The sequence below is a fragment of the Bradyrhizobium sp. CCH5-F6 genome (assembly GCF_001556045.1).
Lineage (GTDB): Bacteria > Pseudomonadota > Alphaproteobacteria > Rhizobiales > Xanthobacteraceae > Bradyrhizobium.
In genome coordinates this window covers 133,718-153,258 of record NZ_LSIC01000124.1, presented here as the reverse complement: position 1 = coordinate 153,258, position 19,541 = coordinate 133,718, and the positions used below count along the sequence as shown (strand labels likewise).

Here is a 19,541-nt window from a genome sequence, read left to right as displayed (position 1 = left end):
TCGCTTCTGTCTACAAAGACGCGTGAGTGAGGTGGGGGGAGTATCCTGATGGCTGTTCACCGCAAGCGTTTTCGTGTCGAAGATATCGTCGGTGGCGAGATGCCCACACTAGACGTGGCTGAAGAGGTACCCCCGATGCACAGCGAGATCATGGCCGAGCTGCGCGCGATCCGCGCACAGATGGCGAAGGGCGTCGCCGCGGCTCCGCTGTCCGGAAGCGCCGCCATGGCGGCGATCGACGCCTCGACGGCGCACGAGCTTGCCGAAGCGCGTACCATGCTCGAAACCTACCGGGCGCAGATCGAGCAGTGCGAGAAGCTGAAGGTCGAGCTCGACCTCATCCACGACGCCATCGATCGCACCAAGCGCGAGATCGCGACGCTGCACGGCAAGAGCTTCGACGGCGGCGAGATGGCCAAGGTCAATGGCGAGCTCGGCGCGGTGGTCGGCGGCACCGAGCAGGCGACCCAGCAAATTCTCGAAGCCGCGGAATCGATCGACCAGGCCGCCAGCGCAATGTCCAAGGTGGACTCGGCCGATCAGCAGAAGCGGCTCGCCGACGACATCCAGGAACGCGTCATCTCGATCTTCGAAGCCTGCAACTTCCAGGACCTCACTGGCCAGCGCATCAGCAAGGTCATGACCACCATGAAGTTCATCGAGCAGCACATCAATGCGATGATGGACATCTGGGGCGGCGTCGACGCGATCAAGGCCCATGTGCCCGCGCAGGTCGACAACCGCAGCGAGGACGAGAAGCTCCTCAACGGCCCGAAGCTCGCCGGCGAGGTCGGCCATGCTTCGCAGGACGACATCGACGCGTTGTTCGACTGAGCGGACGGGACACGGAGAAAAACAAAACGCCGGCGAAAGCCGGCGTTTTTTGTTGTCCTCGTCCTCGCTGTCATCGTCCGCGAAGGCGGACGATCCAGTATTCCAGAGACGGCAGTGATTGAATCGAAGGGCCGCGGCGTACTGGATGCCCCGCCTTCGCGGGGCATGACGACGGAGAGAAACTCACGCCCGGGGCGCGCAGCGGACGTAGACCATGTTGCCGTAGCGGTTGGCTGCGTCCTTGTCGATGAAACGGGTGATCAGGACGCGGCCGTCGAAGGAGATGATCTCGCGGTCCTGCTCGCCCGGAGTGGGGCCGGCGGGTCCGATGTAGTTCTTGCCGCTCGGCGAGCCTTTCAGCCGCAGCTCCTGGGGCGTCGCCTGGTCGGCGAGATGCATGATCACGCCGCCGGAGGAACCAGCAGTGATCACATAGGGATTCCTGCATTGCTCACGCGCCATCTTCTCGGTGCGGGCGCGGTCGGCCGGGTTCTGGAACGAGGCGAGACCCCAGCGGCCGACGATCTCGTCGGCGCGGATGGTGGCGGGCATTTCCGGAGCTGTACCGGGCTCGGCTTCGGGCGGCGGCGAGGACGACGAGAAGGACGGCAGGCTCATGCCGCCGCCGCAGGCGCCCAGCAACAGCGCCAGACAAGAGGCGGCTGCCAGATTGGCAACCGTGCGCGCGTGAGCCGAACTGATCATGGCATTCCCCCGAACAAAACCATGGCCGCACCCCTCCCGCAGCCAAGCGCAAAACCGCTGCCGGAGCAATGACGTCGTTGTATACGCCGGCGCCCCGAACGAGTTTCCAATCCCACCATCCTATATCCGCCTCAACAATCGCTTAACCACCTTTGCTTGACAGGATCGCGGCCAAGCCATATTTCCGGGCCCACTATTAGCACTCGGAAAGCCCGATTGCTAAGCGCGCCGTTCAGTCCTCGAGGAGGGGGTGGACGGAAGCGCCGCCCCACCGACTTCCACTACTTCCGAAGCGAGCCTCCAAAGGGAAACGTCATGGCTAAATCCAAATTTCGTCCGCTGCATGACCGTGTCGTGGTCAAACGTATCGACGCCGAGGAAAAGACCAAGGGCGGCATCATCATTCCCGACACCGCCAAGGAAAAGCCCTCCCAGGGCGAGATCGTCGCCGTCGGCCCGGGCGGCCGCGACGAGACCGGCAAGCTGATTCCGATCGACCTCAAGGTCGGCGACCGCGTGCTGTTCGGCAAGTGGTCGGGCACCGAGGTCAAGATCGACAACGAAGAGCTCCTGATCATGAAGGAGTCGGACATCATGGGCGTGCTGGCCTAAGGCCATCCGCCTGAACAGCCGCTGAATGGGTCGCTGTCGTGCCCGGGCAAAAGCGCGAAGCGCGTCTTCGCGCTAGATGACCCGGGCATCCATCGCATTGTCGCAAGATGATGGATTGCCGGGCCTACGCCACGCCGAAGCGGCTTCGGCCGCGCAGGCGGGTCGAGCCCGGCAATGACGAAGAAAAAGCGGCCGACACATCACGAAACACGAGGGATTGCAGACATGGCTGCCAAAGACGTCAAGTTTTCCGGAGACGCGCGCGATCGCATGCTGCGCGGCGTCGACATTCTCGCCAACGCCGTCAAGGTGACGCTCGGCCCGAAGGGCCGCAACGTCGTCATCGAGAAGTCGTTCGGCGCGCCCCGCATCACCAAGGACGGCGTCACCGTCGCCAAGGAGATCGAGCTCGAGGACAAGTTCGAGAACATGGGCGCCCAGATGGTGCGCGAGGTCGCTTCCAAGACCAACGACCTCGCCGGTGACGGCACCACCACAGCGACCGTGCTGGCCCAGGCCATCGTGCGCGAAGGCGCCAAGGCGGTGGCCGCCGGCATGAACCCGATGGACCTCAAGCGCGGCATCGACATCGCGGTCGCCGCCGTGATCAAGGACATCGAGAAGCGCGCCAAGCCGGTCGCCGCCTCCTCCGAGGTCGCCCAGGTCGGCACCATCTCGGCCAACGGCGACGCCGCCATCGGCAAGATGATCGCCCAGGCGATGCAGAAGGTCGGCAACGAGGGCGTCATCACCGTCGAGGAGAACAAGTCCCTCGAAACCGAGGTCGACATCGTCGAGGGTATGAAGTTCGACCGCGGCTATCTCAGCCCTTACTTCGTCACCAACGCCGAGAAGATGACCGCCGAGCTCGAGGACGCCTACATCCTCCTGCACGAGAAGAAGCTCTCGGGCCTGCAGGCCATGCTGCCGGTGCTGGAAGCCGTGGTGCAGTCGGGCAAGCCGCTCGTCATCATCGCCGAGGACGTCGAGGGCGAGGCGCTGGCCACCCTGGTCGTCAACCGCCTGCGTGGCGGCCTCAAGGTCGCCGCCGTGAAGGCGCCGGGCTTCGGCGATCGCCGCAAGGCCATGCTGGAGGACATCGCGATCCTGACCGGCGGCCAGCTCATCTCCGAGGAGCTCGGCATCAAGCTGGAGAACGTCACGGTGAAGATGCTTGGACGCGCGGGCAAGGTGGTGATCGACAAGGAGAACACCACGATCGTCAAGGGCGCCGGCAAGAAGCCCGACATCGAGGCCCGCGTCGGCCAGATCAAGGCCCAGATCGAGGAGACCACCTCGGACTACGACCGTGAGAAGCTCCAGGAGCGCCTCGCCAAGCTCGCCGGCGGCGTCGCGGTGATCCGCGTCGGCGGCGCCACCGAGATCGAGGTCAAGGAGAAGAAGGATCGCGTCGAGGACGCGCTCAACGCCACCCGCGCCGCGGTGCAGGAAGGCATCGTCCCCGGCGGCGGCGTCGCGCTGCTCCGCGCCAAGAAGGCGGTCGGCCGTCTCACCAACGCCAATGACGACGTCCAGGCCGGCATCAACATCGTGCTGAAGGCGCTGGAAGCCCCGATCCGCCAGATCTCCGAGAACGCGGGCGTGGAGGGTTCGATCGTCGTCGGCAAGATCCTCGAGAACAAGTCCGAGACCTTCGGCTTCGACGCCCAGACCGAGGACTATGTCGACATGGTCGAGAAGGGCATCATCGATCCCGCCAAGGTGGTGCGCACCGCGCTCCAGGACGCCTCCTCCGTGGCCGGCCTGCTGGTGACCACCGAGGCCATGGTCGCCGAGACGCCGAAGAAGGAAGCCCCGCCCGCCATGCCGGCCGGCGGCGGCATGGGCGGCTTCTAAGCCTCCTAATCACGACAGTTTTGCGAAGGCCGCCTCCGGGCGGCCTTCTTTTTTGCCCACCCTGCTCTTTCGCTTTCCGATTCAACCAGCGGGCAAAACCCACTACGGTGGCGCGCCGATTCGATTGCGCGAGGTTCCCATCAATGCGTGCGCTTCTGGTTTGTTCGACAGCCGTGTTGGCGGCCCTGCTCGCCGTTTCGCCGCACCCCGCGCCCGCCCAGATGAAGCTGTCGCCGAAAGCCGCGGCGCCGGGCGGAACCGAGACGCGCTATTTCACCTCGCTCGACGGGCTGATGGACGGCAATGCCGACGTGATCCTGAAGGAGACGCGCCAGGGCAAGACGGTCACCGCGGCGGTGCTCGACGTCTGCTATCCGGTCGCGAAGAATTCCGACCGCAAGGACCGCTTCGTGGTCAATCTCCAGGTCGCCGGCCAGACTCTGACGGGGACGACGCAGAGCATCATTGAGAAGTCGCCGGTCAGCGTCAAGCTGCTGCGCAAACAGTCCGGCGACGCGTTCGAATTCCGCGGCCAGATCGCGGTCGGCCAGGCGGTGACGGAGGTCACCTCCTCCGACAATTCGGATCTCAGCGAAAGGGAATTTCTGGACAACCAGACTTCCGACGACGGCATCACGCCGCAGCCGAAGGATTTCACCGACGTCTCGCCGGAAGCGATCGCGGTCAAGGTCAAGCTCGACACTGCAACCGACTTCCTGAAGAGCCTGAAGGGCCAGGAGATCGAGGTGACGCTGACCAGCCTCACCGTCGGCTGCGATGCGCTGCGCGCGGGGGAGCAGACCATCAACATGTCGGTCGATCCCGAGCGCGCCGGCGCGCTGCTGTCGAAATTCAAGGCGATGCCCGGCGTCACGGCCGCAGGCTGGACCGCTGGCATGACCGAGATGGACCGCACCATCCGCTTCCCCGCGGCGGACTGGCGCGAGGGCGACAAGATCGACAAGGGCAAGCTTGCGACCAAGGTGGCGAGCGTGCTGAGCAGGACGCTCGCCGCCAAGCCGGTCTCGCAGAGCTTCAACCCGGCGACCGGCAAGCTCAAGCTCGTGTTCAAGCGCCCCAACCAGGATTTTCCGGCGCTCGAGCTCACCGACACGGTCGAGGTCGCAGGGCTCGTCTCGCCGGACAAGCCCGGCACGACCGACAAGCTCATGCTGTGGATCGGCAGCCCCGCGACCACGACCGCCGACGAGAGCAGCGGTCCAAAGCTCAATCTGTCAGAAGACGCGAGCCTGGACGAAGAAGGCGATCTGCCCGACGACAACGGCTCGATCGAGGCGCTCGCCAAGGAGCTCAAGGGGCAGCGCTGGGACGCCGACAAATCGGAGTGGAAGTGAGATAGCCCCAGGTCGGTGTCATCGCCCGGCTCGACCGGGCGATCCAGTACTCCGAGACGGCAGTAGTTGAATCGATGGGTCACGGCGTACTGGGTACCCCGGTCAAGCCGGAGTACGACAGCCAGCGAGACGCTAATTCCCCGTCGTGCGAAAGCGCAGCGGCTTGGGACCGACGAGCGTGAGCACATCGCCTTGGCGCTTCCAGGTCTCGACGCTGCCGAGCGCCGCGACGAGTTCGTCATCGGCCTGCGCTCTCGCCGGCGGGCAGTTGCGATCCTGGATCTGCCCGGGAACGAAGATCACGGTGTTGCCGGCAACGGAGAACTGGCCCTTGCCGCCCTTGCACCAGAGCTCCAGCACGACCTCGCCATGGTCGCCGATCTCGATGTTCGGAATTCGCTTCGAGCCAGGCTGCGGCAGCGCTTCCAGCGTCATCTCGGTGCCGAAGGGGAACCCCTCCTCGGCGCGAGCGAGCGAGGACATCGCGAGCATTGCAAGTGCCGCATACGCCAACCGACTGAGCAAAACCATGAGACCTCTCGACCGACCTGACCTGCGGCACCTTCTATAAGACGGCTGCGCCGTTGAGAAGGTTCGCCCGGCCGCGGCGCAAAAATCCCCGCGGGGCAGACCTCGCGGGGGGTTGCGTCGAAGCGAGGCGCTGACCGCTACTTCAGAACCATCGCCGTGAATGGCCAGACATAGGCCTGCAACGTCACGAGCACACCGACGAGACACGCCAGCACGATCGAATGCCAGAACACGAAGCGCAGGATGGTGCCCTCGTGGCCGTACCAGTTGGTGGCGGTGGAGGCGACCACGATCGACTGCGCGTCGATCATCTTGCCCATCACGCCGCCGGACGAGTTCGCCGCAGCCATCAGGATCGGCGACAGGCCGAGCTGCTCGGACGTGATCTTCTGAAGGTTGCCGAACAGGATGTTCGACGACGTATCCGACCCCGTCAGCGCAACACCGAGCCAGCCGAGCAGTGTGCCGAAGAAGGGATAGAGCACGCCGGTGGCCGCGAAGGCGAGGCCGAGCGTCGCGTCGACACCGGAGAGCCGCGTCAGCGTGCCGATCGCGAGCATCGCCGAGATCGTGATCAGCGAGATCGCGCACAGCCGGATGGTGCGGCCATACTGGGTCACGAGTTGTCCGGGACCGACGCCCATCAGGAGGCCGGAGATGATCGCGGCGATCAGCATGCCCGTGCCGGTGAAGGAGAGGTAGGTGAAGCCGAACACCGCGCTCTCTTTCGTCGGCGCTGGCGCGACCGGCGGCATCTTGTTGATCATCTGGTGCAGTTCGGGCACCGGATAGTTCCAGGTGAAGATCGAGTTCGCCCAGGTCTTGAAGCCACCGTTGCCCCAGATCAGCATCACGATGCAGACGATGATCCAAGGCAGCAGCGCGCTGAACAGCTCGCTCTGCGTGAGCGGCGTCTTGTCGAGCGGTCTTGCCGCGGCCATGGTGGAGGCCGATTCATCATTGCCGCGTAGCGCCGGGGACAGCCAGAGCTGCTTCGGCTGCCACACCTTCAGGAACAGGATCAGCGCACCCATCGAGATCAGCGACGCGCCGATGTCGACGATCCAGGGATTGATGTAGTTCGAGATCACGAATTGCGGGATCGCGAAGGATACGCCGGTGACCAGGATCGCCGGCCAGACGTCCTTCATGCCTTTCCATCCGGCAAAAGCCCATATCACCCAGAACGGCACGATCAGCGAGAAGAACGGCAGCTGCCGTCCGACCATCGCGCCCAGGATGTAGGGATCGAACCCGGTAACCGAGGCAAGACCCTGGATCGGCGTGCCCAGCGCGCCATAGGCGACCGGCGCGGTGTTGGCGATCAGCGACAGGCCGCTTGCCGCAAGCGGCGAGAAGCCGAGGCCGATCAGCACTGCACCCGTGATCGCGACCGGCGTGCCGAAGCCCGAGGCGCCCTCGAAGAAGGCACCGAAGGAGAATGCGATCAGCAGCAATTGCAGCCGCCGGTCCTCGGTGACGCCACCGATCGCGCGTTTGAGGAGTTCGAAGCGCCCGGTCGACACCGTCACCTGGTAGAGGAAGATGACGTTGAGGACGATCCAGCCGATGGGGAAGAAGCCGGTGACGATGCCCAGCACCGAGGCCCGGATCGACATGTTCGCCGGCATGGTGAAGACGAAGATCGTGATCAGGTTGGCCACAATCACGGCGATGATGGCCGCGATATGCGCCTGGACCCGGCCGCTCGCAATCAGGACCAGCAGCGTGACGACGGGCACCGCCGCCGCGATGGTCGACAGCACCGGGCTGTTCAGCGGATCATAGATTTGATTCCACATGGTCTTCCTCCCCACGCATGTTGCCGCAGGCGGCCCGCGTGGAGAGCCGGTCCTGCTTGACGCTGAAAGCGACACCCCCGATTGGACGGGGCTACCCCGCGATGCGGGCGGTTCCCCTTCGCTCACAAGCGCGCGAAACCCGGAAGCACCCCGCCCCGCGCCGTCGCGCCCATGCTAAGGTTGCAGACTGCGACAATCCAACGCAAATTGCAGAACTTTCGACTTTAGTCTAGGCGCGCCCGTTTCCGCCATTGCTTCAGCGATTTGGCTCTGGACCGTTGCGCACATTCCCCGAGGAGACCCTGCTCTGTGAAGAACATCAGCGCCACGCTCGCGATCGTCTGGCGAATCGCCGCCCCCTACTTCCGATCCGAGGACAAATGGGCGGGCCGCGGCCTGCTCGCCGCCGTGGTCGCCATGGAGCTGACACTGGTCGCGATCGACGTGCTGGTGAACCAGTGGCAGAACCGGTTCTACAGCGCGCTCCAGAACAGCGACTGGGACAACTTCGTCAGGGAGATCTGGATCTTCGTCGCGCTTGCGTCCACCTATATCGCGCTGGCCGTCTACAAGCTTTACCTGAACCAGTGGCTCCAGATTCGCTGGCGGCAATGGCTCACCCGGCACTATCTCGGCGAATGGCTCCAGAGCGCCACGCATTACCGCATGCAGCTCAAGGGCGATGCGGCCGACAACCCGGACCAGCGCATCACAGAGGACGTCAAGAATTTCGTCGAGCAGACCCTGACCATCGGGCTCGGCCTGCTCTCATCGATCGTGACGCTGTTCTCCTTCGTGATCATCCTTTGGGGCCTTTCCAACGCCGCGCCGCTGCGCCTGTTCGGCACCGATGTCATGATCCCCGGCTATCTGTGCTGGGGCGCGCTGATCTACGCGATCTTCGGCACAGCGCTGACGCACTGGATCGGCGCACCGCTGGTCAACCTCAATTTCGAGCAGCAACGCTATGAGGCCGACTTCCGCTTCAACCTCGTCCGCGTCCGCGAGAATTCCGAGCAGATCGCGCTGCTCAAGGGCGAAGGCGCCGAACGCGCCCGCCTGCTCGATCGCTTCGGCTTCGTGATCGCCAACTGGTACGCCATCATGAGCCGGACCAAACGCCTCACCGCGTTCACGGCCAGCTACCAGCAGGCAGCGGTGATCTTTCCCTACGTGCTGGTGGCGCCGGCCTTCTTCGCCAAGAAGATCCAGCTCGGCGACATGATGCAGACCGCATCCGCTTTCTCCAGCGTACAGGGCGCGCTGTCGTTCTTCGTCACGGCCTACCGGTCGCTGGCGGAGTGGCGCTCGATCGTTGCGCGGCTCGACGGCTTCGAGATGTCGGTCGAATCAGCCGCGAACCTGCCGGCCCACGAACCGGCGATCGCGCTCAAGGCCGCCGGCGGCAGCCGCAATATCGAGCTCGAGCAGCTCTGCGTGAACCTGCCCAACGGCACGCCGCTGGTCGCCGCCGACGCCTTCGCCATCCGGGCGCCGGAGCGGGTGCTGGTGACCGGACCGTCCGGCTCCGGCAAGTCGACACTGTTCCGGGCCATTGCCGGGATCTGGCCGTTCGGGACCGGCTCGATCTTCGTCCCGGAGAAGGCAAAGCTGATGATGCTGCCGCAGCGGCCCTATTTTCCGGTCGGCATCTTGCACGACGCCGTGGTCTATCCGGCAGCGCCCGGCGCGTTCGACCCCGCGCAAGTCCGCGACGCGCTGATCGCCGTCGGGCTGCCCGACCTTGCCGAGCGGCTGGAGGAGGACGGCCACTGGAACCGGATGCTGTCGCTCGGCGAGCAGCAGCGCCTGGGGCTTGCGCGCGCGCTGCTGCATGTGCCGGACTATCTGTTCCTGGACGAGGCGACGGCGTCGCTGGACGAGCCGTCGGAGGCCCGGCTCTATCGGCTGCTGACGGAGAAGCTGCCGCAGGCCACCATCGTCTCGATCGGCCACCGCTCGACGCTGGATGCCTTCCACACGCGTAAGGTGGCCTTGGTGAAGGATGGTGCGATCCACGTCCTCGGCGGCGGCGCGCTGGCCGAGAAGGAGCCGAGTGCGGCGAGCTGAGTCGGCGCTCAGGCAGTCACATCGTCACGCCCGGGCCTGTCCCGGGCATCCACGTTCCGTGGGGCGGCTGCGTGGATGGTCGGGACAGGCCAGGACAGGCCCGGCCATGACGGGCATCTGGAGCGGCCGTCAACGCAAGTGGCTCCCTCAAAAGCAAAAGGGCGGCAGGTTGCCCTGCCGCCCCAGCTAAGTCGTTTCGGGAAGAAACTTACTTCAGGTTGGTCATCGCTGTCAGGTCGAACGACAGCTTGGCGATACCGGCCGCGCCGCACCAGTTGGAGCCGACGCCCGTCGGGTTGATGGGCGTCACGAAGGTGCCGCTCGAAGCGGTGATGTTGCCACGCGCCGAGAAATCGCTGGTGAAGGCGTTACAGTCGCCCTTCGACAGGTCCGTGTCGGAGTAGCGCAGATCCAGCGTCATCACCTTGTAGGTGAAGCCGACGCCGATATTCCAGGTGTTGTAATCGGCATACTTGATGCCGTTCGGGAAAGCCGCCACGCCGTAGAAACTGTCGGAGGTGCCGAGCCACTGACGGCCGAACTCACCCGACACGTACATGCCGACGCCGCTCGAGCCGAACACGGTGCTGGGCGCGATGTACTTGCCCACGATCGAGGTGTAGTTGCCCCACGCGCCCGAGTTCAGGTAGCTCGGGGTGTAGTATTCGTTGATGCCGAACGACCAGTTCTCGTTCACCGTGTAGGTGAATTTGCCATAGACTTCGAAGAAGCTCAGGTCCTTCTTGATGACATTGGTGTTCACCAAGGCCTTCTCGGCGCAATCGGCGCCTTGGAAGTTGCCGGCAAAGTCGATACCGGGCGCACCGTAGTAGCAGGTCCCACCCGGATACAGGTAACCCCAGACGCCGATGTCGAAGGCGAACGCACCGAAGGTCGGGCGGATACCGCCATAGATGTCGACTTCGGCCGCGGCGCGGTTCGGGAACGAGATGCTCGAGGCGGACGTACCGACGTAGAGCTGGAGGTCCTTGGTGACGTTGTAGCGCGGCTCGAAATAGGCCGTGACCGACGGCTTGTGGTTCGACTGGGTGATACCGCGGAAGATGTAATCGCTCATGATCCCACCGCCGAAGGCGATGTCCCAGGGATCGAAGGCCGGCGGCGGCGGGGCCTTCAGCGCCTTCACCCGCAAGTCTGCCGCGAAAGCCGAACCCGTCGTCACCATTGCCAGCGCCGTTGCCAACAAAGCCACTTTTTTCATTTCGATCCCCATCACCAATTCTTACCAGTCGGATCCCGGAAGCCCCCCGGGGCAAACGATGTGTCTGCAAAATCGCGTTACTGCGACAATCTGGATCGGGGGGCGCGAACCGTGAAGCAAAAAGCGCGGGCATCTGCCGACTTTTTAGGCGTTTTGACGATTCCACGAAAGGTTGTCGGCCTGTGTTGCTTCTTGATCACATTATTTGCATTCCAAAGTGCGCAGGAGTCCCGTGAAAGTCCGGGGATCGCCGGGCAGCGTGACACCCAGGCTACGAATCAGACTGGCGCCGGGAATGGCGGCGACCAAACGCGCCTGCGATGATGCGAAAAGGCCGCAGCCTCCAGTGCCGCGGCCCTTCTGTTTCCATATCCATCCAAGAGCAGATGGGGGAGGCCGGGTCCCTATCCCTGTCCCTCGGCCGGCGCCGATTCCGCAGAAGACGAAGGCATCGCCCAGCTTGTCTCGGCAGGCTCGGGAGCCGGAGCCTCCATCGGTGCTGACGGCTTCGGAGCAGGTGCTGCCTTCGCCTTCTTCGGTGCCGCTTTCCTGGCGGCTTTCTTGGCGGCTTTCTTTGGGGCGGCCTTCTTGGCCGACTTTGCCGCGGCCTTCTTGCCAGATTTCTTTGCGGCTTTCTTCGTCGCCTTCTTGGCAGGCCTCTTCGCGGATTTCCTGGCTGCCTTCTTTGCGGTCTTCTTCGCTGCTACGGCCTTCTTCGCCTTTTTGGCCTTCTTGCTTTTCTTCTTCTTCGCTTTCGCCATCGTGGTCCTCCTGTTGTGCCGAACAATGGTCGATCGGGCGTCGTTCTGCCGTCACCTCCGGACGAAAGCTCAGCCTTTGAAAGCTCAAACTTGCGCGTTCAATGTCGGCCGCGACCCGCCCGTAGCCCAATCGAGAAGCTCAATCGTGTGTACGACCGGGACTGACGTGCCACTGGCAATCTGCACCATGCAGCCGATATTGCCCGCGGCAATCATGTCCGGCTTGACGCTGGCGATGTTGGCGACCTTGCGATCGCGCAACCGGCCCGCAAGCTCGGGCTGGAGAATGTTGTAGGTGCCCGCCGAACCGCAACACAAATGGCTCTCGGGCACATCTTTCACCACGAATCCATTCTTGGAAAGCAATTCTTTCGGAAGGGCCGTGATTTTCTGCCCGTGCTGCAACGAACACGCTGAGTGATAGGCGACGACGATGTTGTCCTGTCTCGGAGCCGTCGCGAGACCGAGGCCGGCGACGTATTCGGTGATGTCCTTGGCGAGCGCCGACACCTTCGCCGCATCGGCCGCGAACGCGGTGTCCTCGCGCAGGAGATAGCCGTAATCCTTGATCACGGTGCCGCAGCCCGACGTCGTCACCAGGATGGCGTCGAGCCCTTCGCCCGCCGCTTCCTTCCGCCACGCCGCGACGTTGGCGCGAGCACGCGCCAGCGCATCCTGGTCGTTGCCGAGGTGATGGGTCAGCGCGCCACAGCACTGCTCGTCCCGGACCAGGACAACCTCGATGCCGTGGCGGGTCAGGAGACTGATGGCAGCCTGGTTGATGCGCGGCGCCAGCACCTGCTGGGCGCAGCCCTGCAGCAGCGCAACACGTCCGCGCTTCTTGCCGAGCGCTGCGAATACACTGCCCGAGGCAGGCCCTGCCGGCGGCAGCCGGTTCGGGGCCAGCGCCAGCATCGCCTTGATCCGCTGGATCAATCCGGGCGTCGCCGAAGGCCGCGGTGTCGGCAGCAGGACGCTCAGCGGACGGGCCAGCCGCGCCAGCCACATGCTGATGCGAAAGCGCTGGGGGTCCGGCAGGACGAAGGCCAGCACCTGGCGCAGCATGCGCTCGGCCAGCGGCCGCTGATAACGCTGCTCGATCCGGACCCGGGCCTGGTCGACGAGGTGCATGTAGTTCACCCCCGAGGGGCAGGTCGTCATGCAGGCAAGGCACGACAGGCAGCGGTCGATATGCTTGACCACCTCGGCCGTCGGCGCCTGGTCCTTCTCCAGCATCTCCTTGATCAGGTAGATGCGGCCGCGCGGGCTATCGAGCTCGTCGCCGAGCAGCACATAGGTCGGACAGGTCGCCGTGCAGAAGCCGCAATGGACGCAGGCCCGCAGGATCTTGTCGGCCTCGGCGATATCGGGGTCGGCGAGCTGCGCCAGTGAGAATTCGGTCTTCATTCAGCAAGCGCCCCGCCTCAGGCGTCCCCGGTTGAGAATGGCCTTCGGATCGAAGCTGACGCGCACCCGCTCGCTCAGCGCAGCCACGCCCGGCGCTTGCGGATGGAATACATCGACATCGCGCCTGACGTCCTCGGCCGCCCGGATCAGCGTGGCGTGCCCACCGAATGCCTCGCTGCGCTGGCGCACGGCCGGCGCATGCGCGTCCGGCCCCGGCGGCAGGGCCGCCCAGATCAATCCGCCGCCCCAGTCGTAGATCACCTCGCCCCCGGTCTCGCGCGCCAGTTGGGTCCCGAGTGCCGCGCCTGAAGCCGGCGGGCAGACGATCCGCCAGACCGGCCAGGCGCCGAGCGCGCCACTGGCCGCGAACGGCAGCACGTCGCGGATCGTGGCCCACAGCGCCGCGGAGGCGGCATCCTCGACCAGCGTCGCGGTTCCGAACGGCGCAAGCAATTCCCGCAGCGAGCCGGCGCGATGAGCGGCGGAAGCCGTGATGCCCTCAAGCCGCAGCACGGTCAGCGCCTCACCCCCGCCGGCGATTTCACCGAGTCCGTCGGCCTTGGCCCGGAATGCCGACTTGGGCAGATGCGCCGCGCCGGAGACGTCGAAGGGCGAGCCGAGCGCCGCGGTCATCGCCTTGTTGGCCGCGGCTTCGTCGAGCCCGCGCAGCAGCAGCGTCCGCTCGGCTTCCGGCTTCGGCATCACCTTCAGCGTGACCTCGGTCATCACCGAGAGCGTCCCCCAGGATCCGGCGAGAAGCTTGCAGAGGTCGTAGCCAGTAACGTTTTTCACGACCTTGCCGCCGGTCTTGAAGCTGTCGCCGAAACCGGAAACGGCGTGCGCCCCGAGGAGGTGATCGCGCGCCCCGCCGGCCCTGATGCGCCGCGGACCCGCCAGGCCGGCCGCGATCATGCCGCCGATGGTGCCGAGCGCGGGGGTGCCGAGCAGCGGGGCGGTGTTCATCGGCTCGAAGGCGAATTGCTGGTTCTTGGCATCGATCAGCGACAGCACGTCGGCGAGCGGTGCGCCGGCCTGAAGCGTGACGATCAGTTCGTTCGGCTCGTAGGAGGTGACGGCATTCAGCGCGGAGACGTCGAGCACCGCATTGGTCGCCATCGTGTGCCCGATGCCGCGCTTGCTGCCATGACCGATGATCTCGAGCGGCTGCTCATTGGCAATCGCCGCGCGCACCACCTCTTCGACGTCTTTGGCGTCTCTGACCTTGAGCGTATCCACGACTGAGCCGGTATCGAAGTTTACAAGGGAAAGCAATTCGTTCGTGGCGGAGCTAGAACCGCGGCAAATCCGGGAATGCGAGCTTGCCGGCATGGACATGCATGCGGCCGAGCTCGGCGCAGCGGTGCAATGTCGGGAACACCTTTCCGGGATTCAGCAGGCCCTGCGCATCGAAGGCGCATTTCAGGCGTTGCTGCTGGTTGAGGTCGATCTCGGAAAACATCTCGGGCATGAGATCGCGCTTCTCGATGCCGACGCCGTGCTCGCCGGTGAGCACGCCGCCGAACTCGACGCAGGCCCGCAGGATGTCGGCGCCGAAGGCCTCGGCCCGCTCGATCTCGCCGGGCTTGTTGGCATCGTAGAGGATCAGCGGATGCAGATTTCCGTCGCCGGCGTGGAACACGTTGGCGCAGCCGAGCTGGTATTTTTCCGAGAGCTCGCGGATGCGGGCGAGCGCCTTCGGCAGCGCGCCGCGCGGGATCGTGCCGTCCATGCAGAGATAGTCGGGCGAGATGCGGCCCACGGCCGGAAATGCGGCCTTGCGGCCGGCCCAGAACAGGTTGCGCTCGGTCTCCGAGGTCGAAATCTGGCAGGTGGTCGAGCCGCAGGCATTGGCGATGGTCTCGACGCGCGTGATCAGCTCGTCGACCTCGATCTTGGGACCGTCGAGCTCGATGATCAGCAGCGCCTCGACGTCGAGCGGATAGCCGGCATGGACGAAAGCCTCGGCGGCGTGGATCGCCGGCTTGTCCATCATCTCCATGCCGCCGGGAATGATGCCGGCGCCGATGATGCGCGCCACGCATTCGCCGGCCGCCTCGACCTCGGCAAAGCCGACCATGAGCGCGCGTGCCGTCTCCGGCTTTTGCAGGATGCGCACCGTAATCTCGGTGATGACGCCGAGCAGGCCTTCGGAACCGGTGATGACGCCCATCAGATCGTAACCGGCGGTCTCCGCCGACTTGCCGCCGATACGCAGGATCTCGCCGCTCATCAGCACGATCTCGCAGCCCAGCACGTTGTTGGTGGTCATGCCGTATTTGAGGCAATGGACGCCGCCGGAATTCTCCGCGACGTTGCCGCCGATCGAGCAGGCGATCTGCGAGGACGGATCGGGCGCGTAATAGAAGCCGGCATGCGCGACCGCCTGGCTGATCGCCAGATTGGTGACGCCGGGCTCGGTGACGACGACGCGGTTGTCGAAATCGATCTCGCGGATGCGCTTGAACTTGCCGAGCCCCAGCAGCACGCCGTCTTCGAGCGGCAACGCGCCGCCGGACAGCGAGGTACCGGAGCCGCGCGGCACCACCTTGATGCCCTGCTCTGCACAATATCTCAGGACGAGCGAGACCTGCTCGGTCGTATCCGGCAGCACCACGACCATCGGCGGCTGTCGGTAGGCCGTCAGCCCGTCGGATTCGTAGGCCCGCATCTCGGCTGCACTGTCGATCACGCCCTCGCCAGGCACGATTGCACGCAACGCAGCAATGATCTCCGCGCGGCGCGCGAGCACCACCTGGTCACTCGCAGGCATCATGATGGCCATGACATATCCTTCCGGCTCGTAGCCCACGATCAAATTTGTCGCGGCAAATCAACCACGTCCGCACGTGTTTGGGTAGGCCATCCGAAAGTCGGATCGAAGATGTTCCGCGAGTTCGCTCTGGGACAAGTAGGAAATCGTGAAACCTGTCATGGTTTGGTGGCTTGTCCAAGCCGAGCAGGCCTGCCAAAAGCGGCGGGCCGGCGATTGTCGAGCAGGCAAAAGACCGATCAGACCCACCAGGGAAGAGACGAAGAGCACCCGATGACAAAACTGACTTTTGGCGCACTGACGATCCTCACCGTGATTGCCACCGCACCCGCCGCGATGGCGCAGGATGTCGCGGCCGGCAAGACATCGTTCAACAAATGCCTGGCCTGCCACGCGATCGGCGAAGGCGCCAAGAACAAGGTCGGCCCCGAGCTCAACGGCCTCAACGGCCGCAAGTCAGGCACCGCTGAGGGCTACAATTATTCGGACGCGAACAAGAACTCCGGCATCACCTGGGACGAGGCCACGTTCAAGGAATATATCAAGGACCCCAAGGCCAAGATCCCCGGCACCAAGATGGCGTTCGCCGGCATCAAGAACGAGACAGAGATCAACAATCTCTGGGCCTTCCTCGCCCAATACGACAAGGACGGGAAGATCAAGCAATAAGCGCCCAAGAGGCGGCCGCTACGGCTTCGGTTCCGGTTGAGCCAGAACCGAAGCTGTAGCAGTTTTGTCGTGACTCTTCTCTTCACGCGAACCGGCATCCACTTCGCTCGAATACGCTCTAATCTGCGGCCGCCCGCGCCGGGACGATCCTCCCGATCATCGTCTCGATCTCCGCCTTCACGAGATCCGGCACCGCATTCTGCACCATGTGGCCGAGGTCGGGCAGCACGATCAGCTTCGCATTCCGCACGGTCGCGGCAAAGGGGCGTGCGTGGATGTCGGTCTTCACGGTCTTGTCGGGCTCTCCGGCGATGATCGTCACCGGCACCGATATCTCTCCATAGCGCGCGACTTGCGCGGCCACCGCTTCCTTCAGCGTCACCAGATCATGGGCGTTGGCGATGAACTCGCGCGGACGCAGCAGCAGCGGCGTCGCGGAGTCCTTGACGAAGCCGTCCGGCATGGTTTGCGGCAGGAAGACGTTGCGCGCGCCGGATTCAGCGAGGGCGTAGCCGAGCGGCAGCGTGATCGTGTAGGCGAGCAGCGGACCGATCACGGGCGTTGCTATGATCTCGTTGTAGCGGCCGACACCGCCGCGCCAGGGATGAGTGACGGGCGCGAGCATCACGAGACCGGCAACGCGGTGCGAATGATCGAGCGCGATCCGCGCGCCGAGGGCGCCGCTCCAGGAATGCACCACGAAGACCGCGCGATCGATCCCGAGCTTGTGAAGCGCCTCGTCGATCATCCGCGCCTGGATTTGCGGCGTCGAGTCCTGGCGCCGCCCGCGCGTGCTCCAGCCGTGGCCGGGGCGGTCGATCAGGATCACGCGCCGATCGCCGGCGAGGATGTCGCCGAGCGGCCGCCGCATCGCTTCGAGATTGGAGCTCGCGCCGTGCAGCATCACGATCGGCAGGCCCGAATCGCGTGGGCCGATATCGACGACATGAAGCCTCGCGCCGTCGACCTCGATCATGCGGCCCTGCGGCGGATAGGTGCGTTGCACGGCGACGATCCCCGCCTGCGTGACCAGCGCCAGCAGAACCAGCGCCGTCACGACTGACATCACGATCATGGAGGGAATCCGGATGTTCCTGGGCACAGGGCAGTTACGGTTCTGTATGGGCGGCAGTTTCGCCGTCTGCTCGACACGCTTCCACTGGAAAACCCGGGGCTGTGGATATGTGCATAATTGACGACCGGAAAAACTCAATGAAATCAATGATATTCTGGCGCGCACACACGCCCCGGAACAGCTTCATGCGGCCGTCATCACGGCTTCCATATAATCGCCATGGTCGGTTCCGCCATCTAGGCGCGGGTGGGCGCCGATCCTCCTCGCAAACTCAGGCGATGTGGAGACCGGCAGGATTTGTCCTGGTTTGAACCGGAGAATTTCGATGAGCTTCAGATCGAACGACACTGCGATCGACGAAATCGTTGCGAGCTGCAACGGCGACCTGCGCGGTGCCGTGCGGGCGCTGCTCCTGATCAACGAGCATCTCGAGACCGAGCTTGCAAAGGCCTATGCCGCAGCCGCCGACCGCGGCCTCGTCGAGCGCGGCAGCAGCGTCCTGCATTGAGAACAGGCTAGTTCGTACCGTCCTCCTCCTTTTCCTCCTCGGGCGTGACTGGGGGACAGACGCGGATCGTCGAGCGGGCAAGCTTGGCATCGGCCCGGGATTTGTAGGGACCGTCGCCGAACCAGATGTCGCCGATGATGACCGGATTGCTGGTCACGATGGTGCATTTGCCGGTGGCGCGGTTACCGACCACCCAGAACAGTCCGTCGGCGAAGCTCGCCGTCCCGGACCCGAGCAGCACGACGGCTGCGACCATCAAACGCTTCATGGCTTTCGCTCCTGCCATGCAGGTAGGCCTGCGGCGGCGCCGGCCATAGTCCTTCCGACGCGGCGCATGCGAATGTGGTTAATCGGCGCAGGCTCCGATCACTCGGGAAATGATCAATTTATCCGCTAGATGTCGCGACCCTCGACCTTCTCGGTCAGCGCCTTGACCTGATCGGGTATCTTTTCGAGGTGCGGATTGACGGCGAGCGCCTTGCGATAGGCGTCGAGCGCGCGCTTCTCGTCGCCGACCTCCTGCATGATCATGCCGAGACCGGCGAGCGCGCCGAAATGGCGCGGCTCGCGGATCAGCACTTGCTGGATATCCGCGAGAGAGCGGCCATAGTCGTTCTGCATGTAATAGAGCGTCGCGCGCCGGTTCCAGGCCTCGATGTAATCGGGCCTGAGCTTGATGACGGAATCCAGCAGCTTGATCGCGACCTCGATCTTCTTCGCATCAACCGCGGTCTTGGCGCGTGACATCAGAAGCGCCGCGGTGTCGCTCGGGGTCTGGAGCCAGATCGCCCATATCCGCGCCTCGACATGCTTGGCGCTGGCCTCATCGGGGGCCGCCTTCAGCGCGCCGAACAGGAAATCGAGATTCTTGCCGCGATCGACCTTGGGCAGCTTGGCCGGCGCTTCGGGAAGCTTCTTCTGCTTGCCGGGCGGTTCAACCTGCTGCGCCAAGGCTGGAGCCAGACCGGCGGTGCCCAGCACGAGGGCTAGGCACAGGGTACGCGGACGAGGGAATCTCACTGCCATGGTGAAAGTCTAAACACGCAAAGCCGCCCTTGCAAAGCAAAGGCGGCGTCAAACTCGTGTGAGCGTGGTCTTGCGGAGCGCGCGAAGGCGTCCGGCCGGGCGAGATCAGCCCTCTGCCAGATCAGCCCTGCCGCGCCTTGAAGCGGCGCTGCACCTTGTTGATCACATAGACCCGGCCCTTGCGGCGGACCAAGCGGTTGGCGCGATGGCGACCGCGCAGCGATTTCAGCGAGTTACGGACCTTCATGGCGGAATCCTGAACGTTCGAAAGGCCGTGTTCGGCACTACCGTTTCGGCACGCGCGAATGTGGCAAAATGAGATCTTTCCCGCTGGCGG

At 64.5% G+C, this 19,541-nt stretch carries 19 protein-coding genes; 7 read left to right on the top strand and 12 right to left on the bottom strand.

All coding sequences use genetic code 11. The features are described 5' to 3' along the window. Nucleotides 1-48: 48 nt before the first annotated feature. Nucleotides 49-834 carry a protein phosphatase CheZ gene (locus AX729_RS23585; protein WP_061026672.1) on the top strand — a complete coding sequence of 262 codons (786 nt, stop codon included), beginning with the start codon at nucleotides 49-51 and terminating at the stop codon, nucleotides 832-834. 183 nt (nucleotides 835-1,017) lie between these two features. Here the strand turns inward: AX729_RS23585 and AX729_RS23580 are convergent, their stop codons facing one another. After that, a complete protein-coding gene (locus AX729_RS23580) occupies nucleotides 1,018-1,539 on the bottom strand; it encodes a hypothetical protein (protein ID WP_061026671.1) in 522 nt (173 codons plus the stop codon). A 315-nt stretch (nucleotides 1,540-1,854) separates the two neighbouring features. On the opposite strand from AX729_RS23580, the gene AX729_RS23575 reads away from it, so the two are divergent. The 3 genes from AX729_RS23575 (at nucleotide 1,855) to AX729_RS23565 (ending at nucleotide 5,363) form a co-directional block, all read left to right on the top strand. After that, nucleotides 1,855-2,151, top strand: coding sequence for a co-chaperone GroES (locus tag AX729_RS23575; RefSeq protein ID WP_008544107.1), 297 nt, complete (start codon nucleotides 1,855-1,857; stop codon nucleotides 2,149-2,151). Between the two features lie 225 nt (nucleotides 2,152-2,376). Continuing rightward, a complete protein-coding gene (gene groL / locus AX729_RS23570; protein WP_061026670.1) occupies nucleotides 2,377-4,008 on the top strand; it encodes a chaperonin GroEL in 1,632 nt (543 codons plus the stop codon). A 143-nt stretch (nucleotides 4,009-4,151) separates the two neighbouring features. After that, complete coding sequence (locus AX729_RS23565) at nucleotides 4,152-5,363, top strand: hypothetical protein (RefSeq protein WP_061026669.1); 1,212 nt, start codon at nucleotides 4,152-4,154, stop codon at nucleotides 5,361-5,363. A gap of 132 nt (nucleotides 5,364-5,495) precedes the next feature. Here the strand turns inward: AX729_RS23565 and AX729_RS23560 are convergent, their stop codons facing one another. Continuing rightward, nucleotides 5,496-5,894 (bottom strand): META domain-containing protein, encoded by a 399-nt coding sequence (locus AX729_RS23560; protein WP_061026668.1) that lies wholly within the window; start codon nucleotides 5,892-5,894, stop codon nucleotides 5,496-5,498. 137 nt (nucleotides 5,895-6,031) lie between these two features. Further along, nucleotides 6,032-7,696, bottom strand: a complete 1,665-nt coding sequence (locus tag AX729_RS23555) for an L-lactate permease (RefSeq protein WP_061026667.1) — start codon at nucleotides 7,694-7,696, stop codon at nucleotides 6,032-6,034. A gap of 309 nt (nucleotides 7,697-8,005) precedes the next feature. Between AX729_RS23555 and AX729_RS23550 the strand changes: the two genes are divergently transcribed. Further along, entirely contained in the window at nucleotides 8,006-9,766 is a 1,761-nt protein-coding gene (locus tag AX729_RS23550; RefSeq protein ID WP_061026666.1) for an ABC transporter ATP-binding protein/permease, read from the top strand. 208 nt (nucleotides 9,767-9,974) lie between these two features. Here the strand turns inward: AX729_RS23550 and AX729_RS23545 are convergent, their stop codons facing one another. The 5 genes from AX729_RS23545 to AX729_RS23525 all read right to left on the bottom strand — a co-directional run bounded on the left by AX729_RS23545 (nucleotide 9,975) and on the right by AX729_RS23525 (nucleotide 15,938). Further along, a complete protein-coding gene (locus AX729_RS23545) occupies nucleotides 9,975-10,988 on the bottom strand; it encodes a TorF family putative porin (RefSeq protein ID WP_061026705.1) in 1,014 nt (337 codons plus the stop codon). Nucleotides 10,989-11,392: 404 nt separating this feature from the next. Further along, nucleotides 11,393-11,749: a hypothetical protein gene (locus tag AX729_RS41230; protein WP_061026665.1), complete on the bottom strand. Its 357-nt coding sequence runs from the start codon at nucleotides 11,747-11,749 to the stop codon at nucleotides 11,393-11,395. An 84-nt stretch (nucleotides 11,750-11,833) separates the two neighbouring features. Beyond that, nucleotides 11,834-13,156 carry a glycolate oxidase subunit GlcF gene (gene glcF, locus AX729_RS23535; protein WP_061026664.1) on the bottom strand — a complete coding sequence of 441 codons (1,323 nt, stop codon included), beginning with the start codon at nucleotides 13,154-13,156 and terminating at the stop codon, nucleotides 11,834-11,836. Beyond that, nucleotides 13,157-14,392, bottom strand: a complete 1,236-nt coding sequence (locus tag AX729_RS23530; protein ID WP_061026663.1) for an FAD-binding protein — start codon at nucleotides 14,390-14,392, stop codon at nucleotides 13,157-13,159. It abuts the gene before it with no gap. A 52-nt stretch (nucleotides 14,393-14,444) separates the two neighbouring features. Continuing rightward, on the bottom strand, nucleotides 14,445-15,938 hold the full coding sequence (locus tag AX729_RS23525; protein ID WP_061026704.1) for an FAD-linked oxidase C-terminal domain-containing protein: 1,494 nt from the start codon (nucleotides 15,936-15,938) through the stop codon (nucleotides 14,445-14,447). A 261-nt stretch (nucleotides 15,939-16,199) separates the two neighbouring features. Between AX729_RS23525 and cycA the strand changes: the two genes are divergently transcribed. Then, complete coding sequence (gene cycA, locus AX729_RS23520) at nucleotides 16,200-16,595, top strand: cytochrome c-550 CycA (RefSeq protein ID WP_061026662.1); 396 nt, start codon at nucleotides 16,200-16,202, stop codon at nucleotides 16,593-16,595. A gap of 118 nt (nucleotides 16,596-16,713) precedes the next feature. On the opposite strand, the gene AX729_RS23515 is transcribed toward cycA, so the two are convergent. After that, the gene (locus AX729_RS23515) at nucleotides 16,714-17,670 is read right to left on the bottom strand and encodes an alpha/beta fold hydrolase (protein WP_061026661.1); all 957 of its coding nucleotides are present in this window, start codon (nucleotides 17,668-17,670) and stop codon (nucleotides 16,714-16,716) included. 325 nt (nucleotides 17,671-17,995) lie between these two features. Between AX729_RS23515 and AX729_RS23510 the strand changes: the two genes are divergently transcribed. Continuing rightward, nucleotides 17,996-18,178, top strand: a complete 183-nt coding sequence (locus AX729_RS23510) for a hypothetical protein (RefSeq protein ID WP_028180446.1) — start codon at nucleotides 17,996-17,998, stop codon at nucleotides 18,176-18,178. 7 nt (nucleotides 18,179-18,185) lie between these two features. On the opposite strand, the gene AX729_RS23505 is transcribed toward AX729_RS23510, so the two are convergent. The 3 genes from AX729_RS23505 to ykgO all read right to left on the bottom strand — a co-directional run bounded on the left by AX729_RS23505 (nucleotide 18,186) and on the right by ykgO (nucleotide 19,451). Beyond that, entirely contained in the window at nucleotides 18,186-18,446 is a 261-nt protein-coding gene (locus AX729_RS23505; RefSeq protein WP_061026660.1) for a hypothetical protein, read from the bottom strand. A gap of 125 nt (nucleotides 18,447-18,571) precedes the next feature. Continuing rightward, nucleotides 18,572-19,204 carry a tetratricopeptide repeat protein gene (locus AX729_RS23500; RefSeq protein WP_061026659.1) on the bottom strand — a complete coding sequence of 211 codons (633 nt, stop codon included), beginning with the start codon at nucleotides 19,202-19,204 and terminating at the stop codon, nucleotides 18,572-18,574. 121 nt (nucleotides 19,205-19,325) lie between these two features. Beyond that, entirely contained in the window at nucleotides 19,326-19,451 is a 126-nt protein-coding gene (ykgO, locus tag AX729_RS23495; RefSeq protein ID WP_006611362.1) for a type B 50S ribosomal protein L36, read from the bottom strand. Nucleotides 19,452-19,541: the final 90 nt, after the last annotated feature.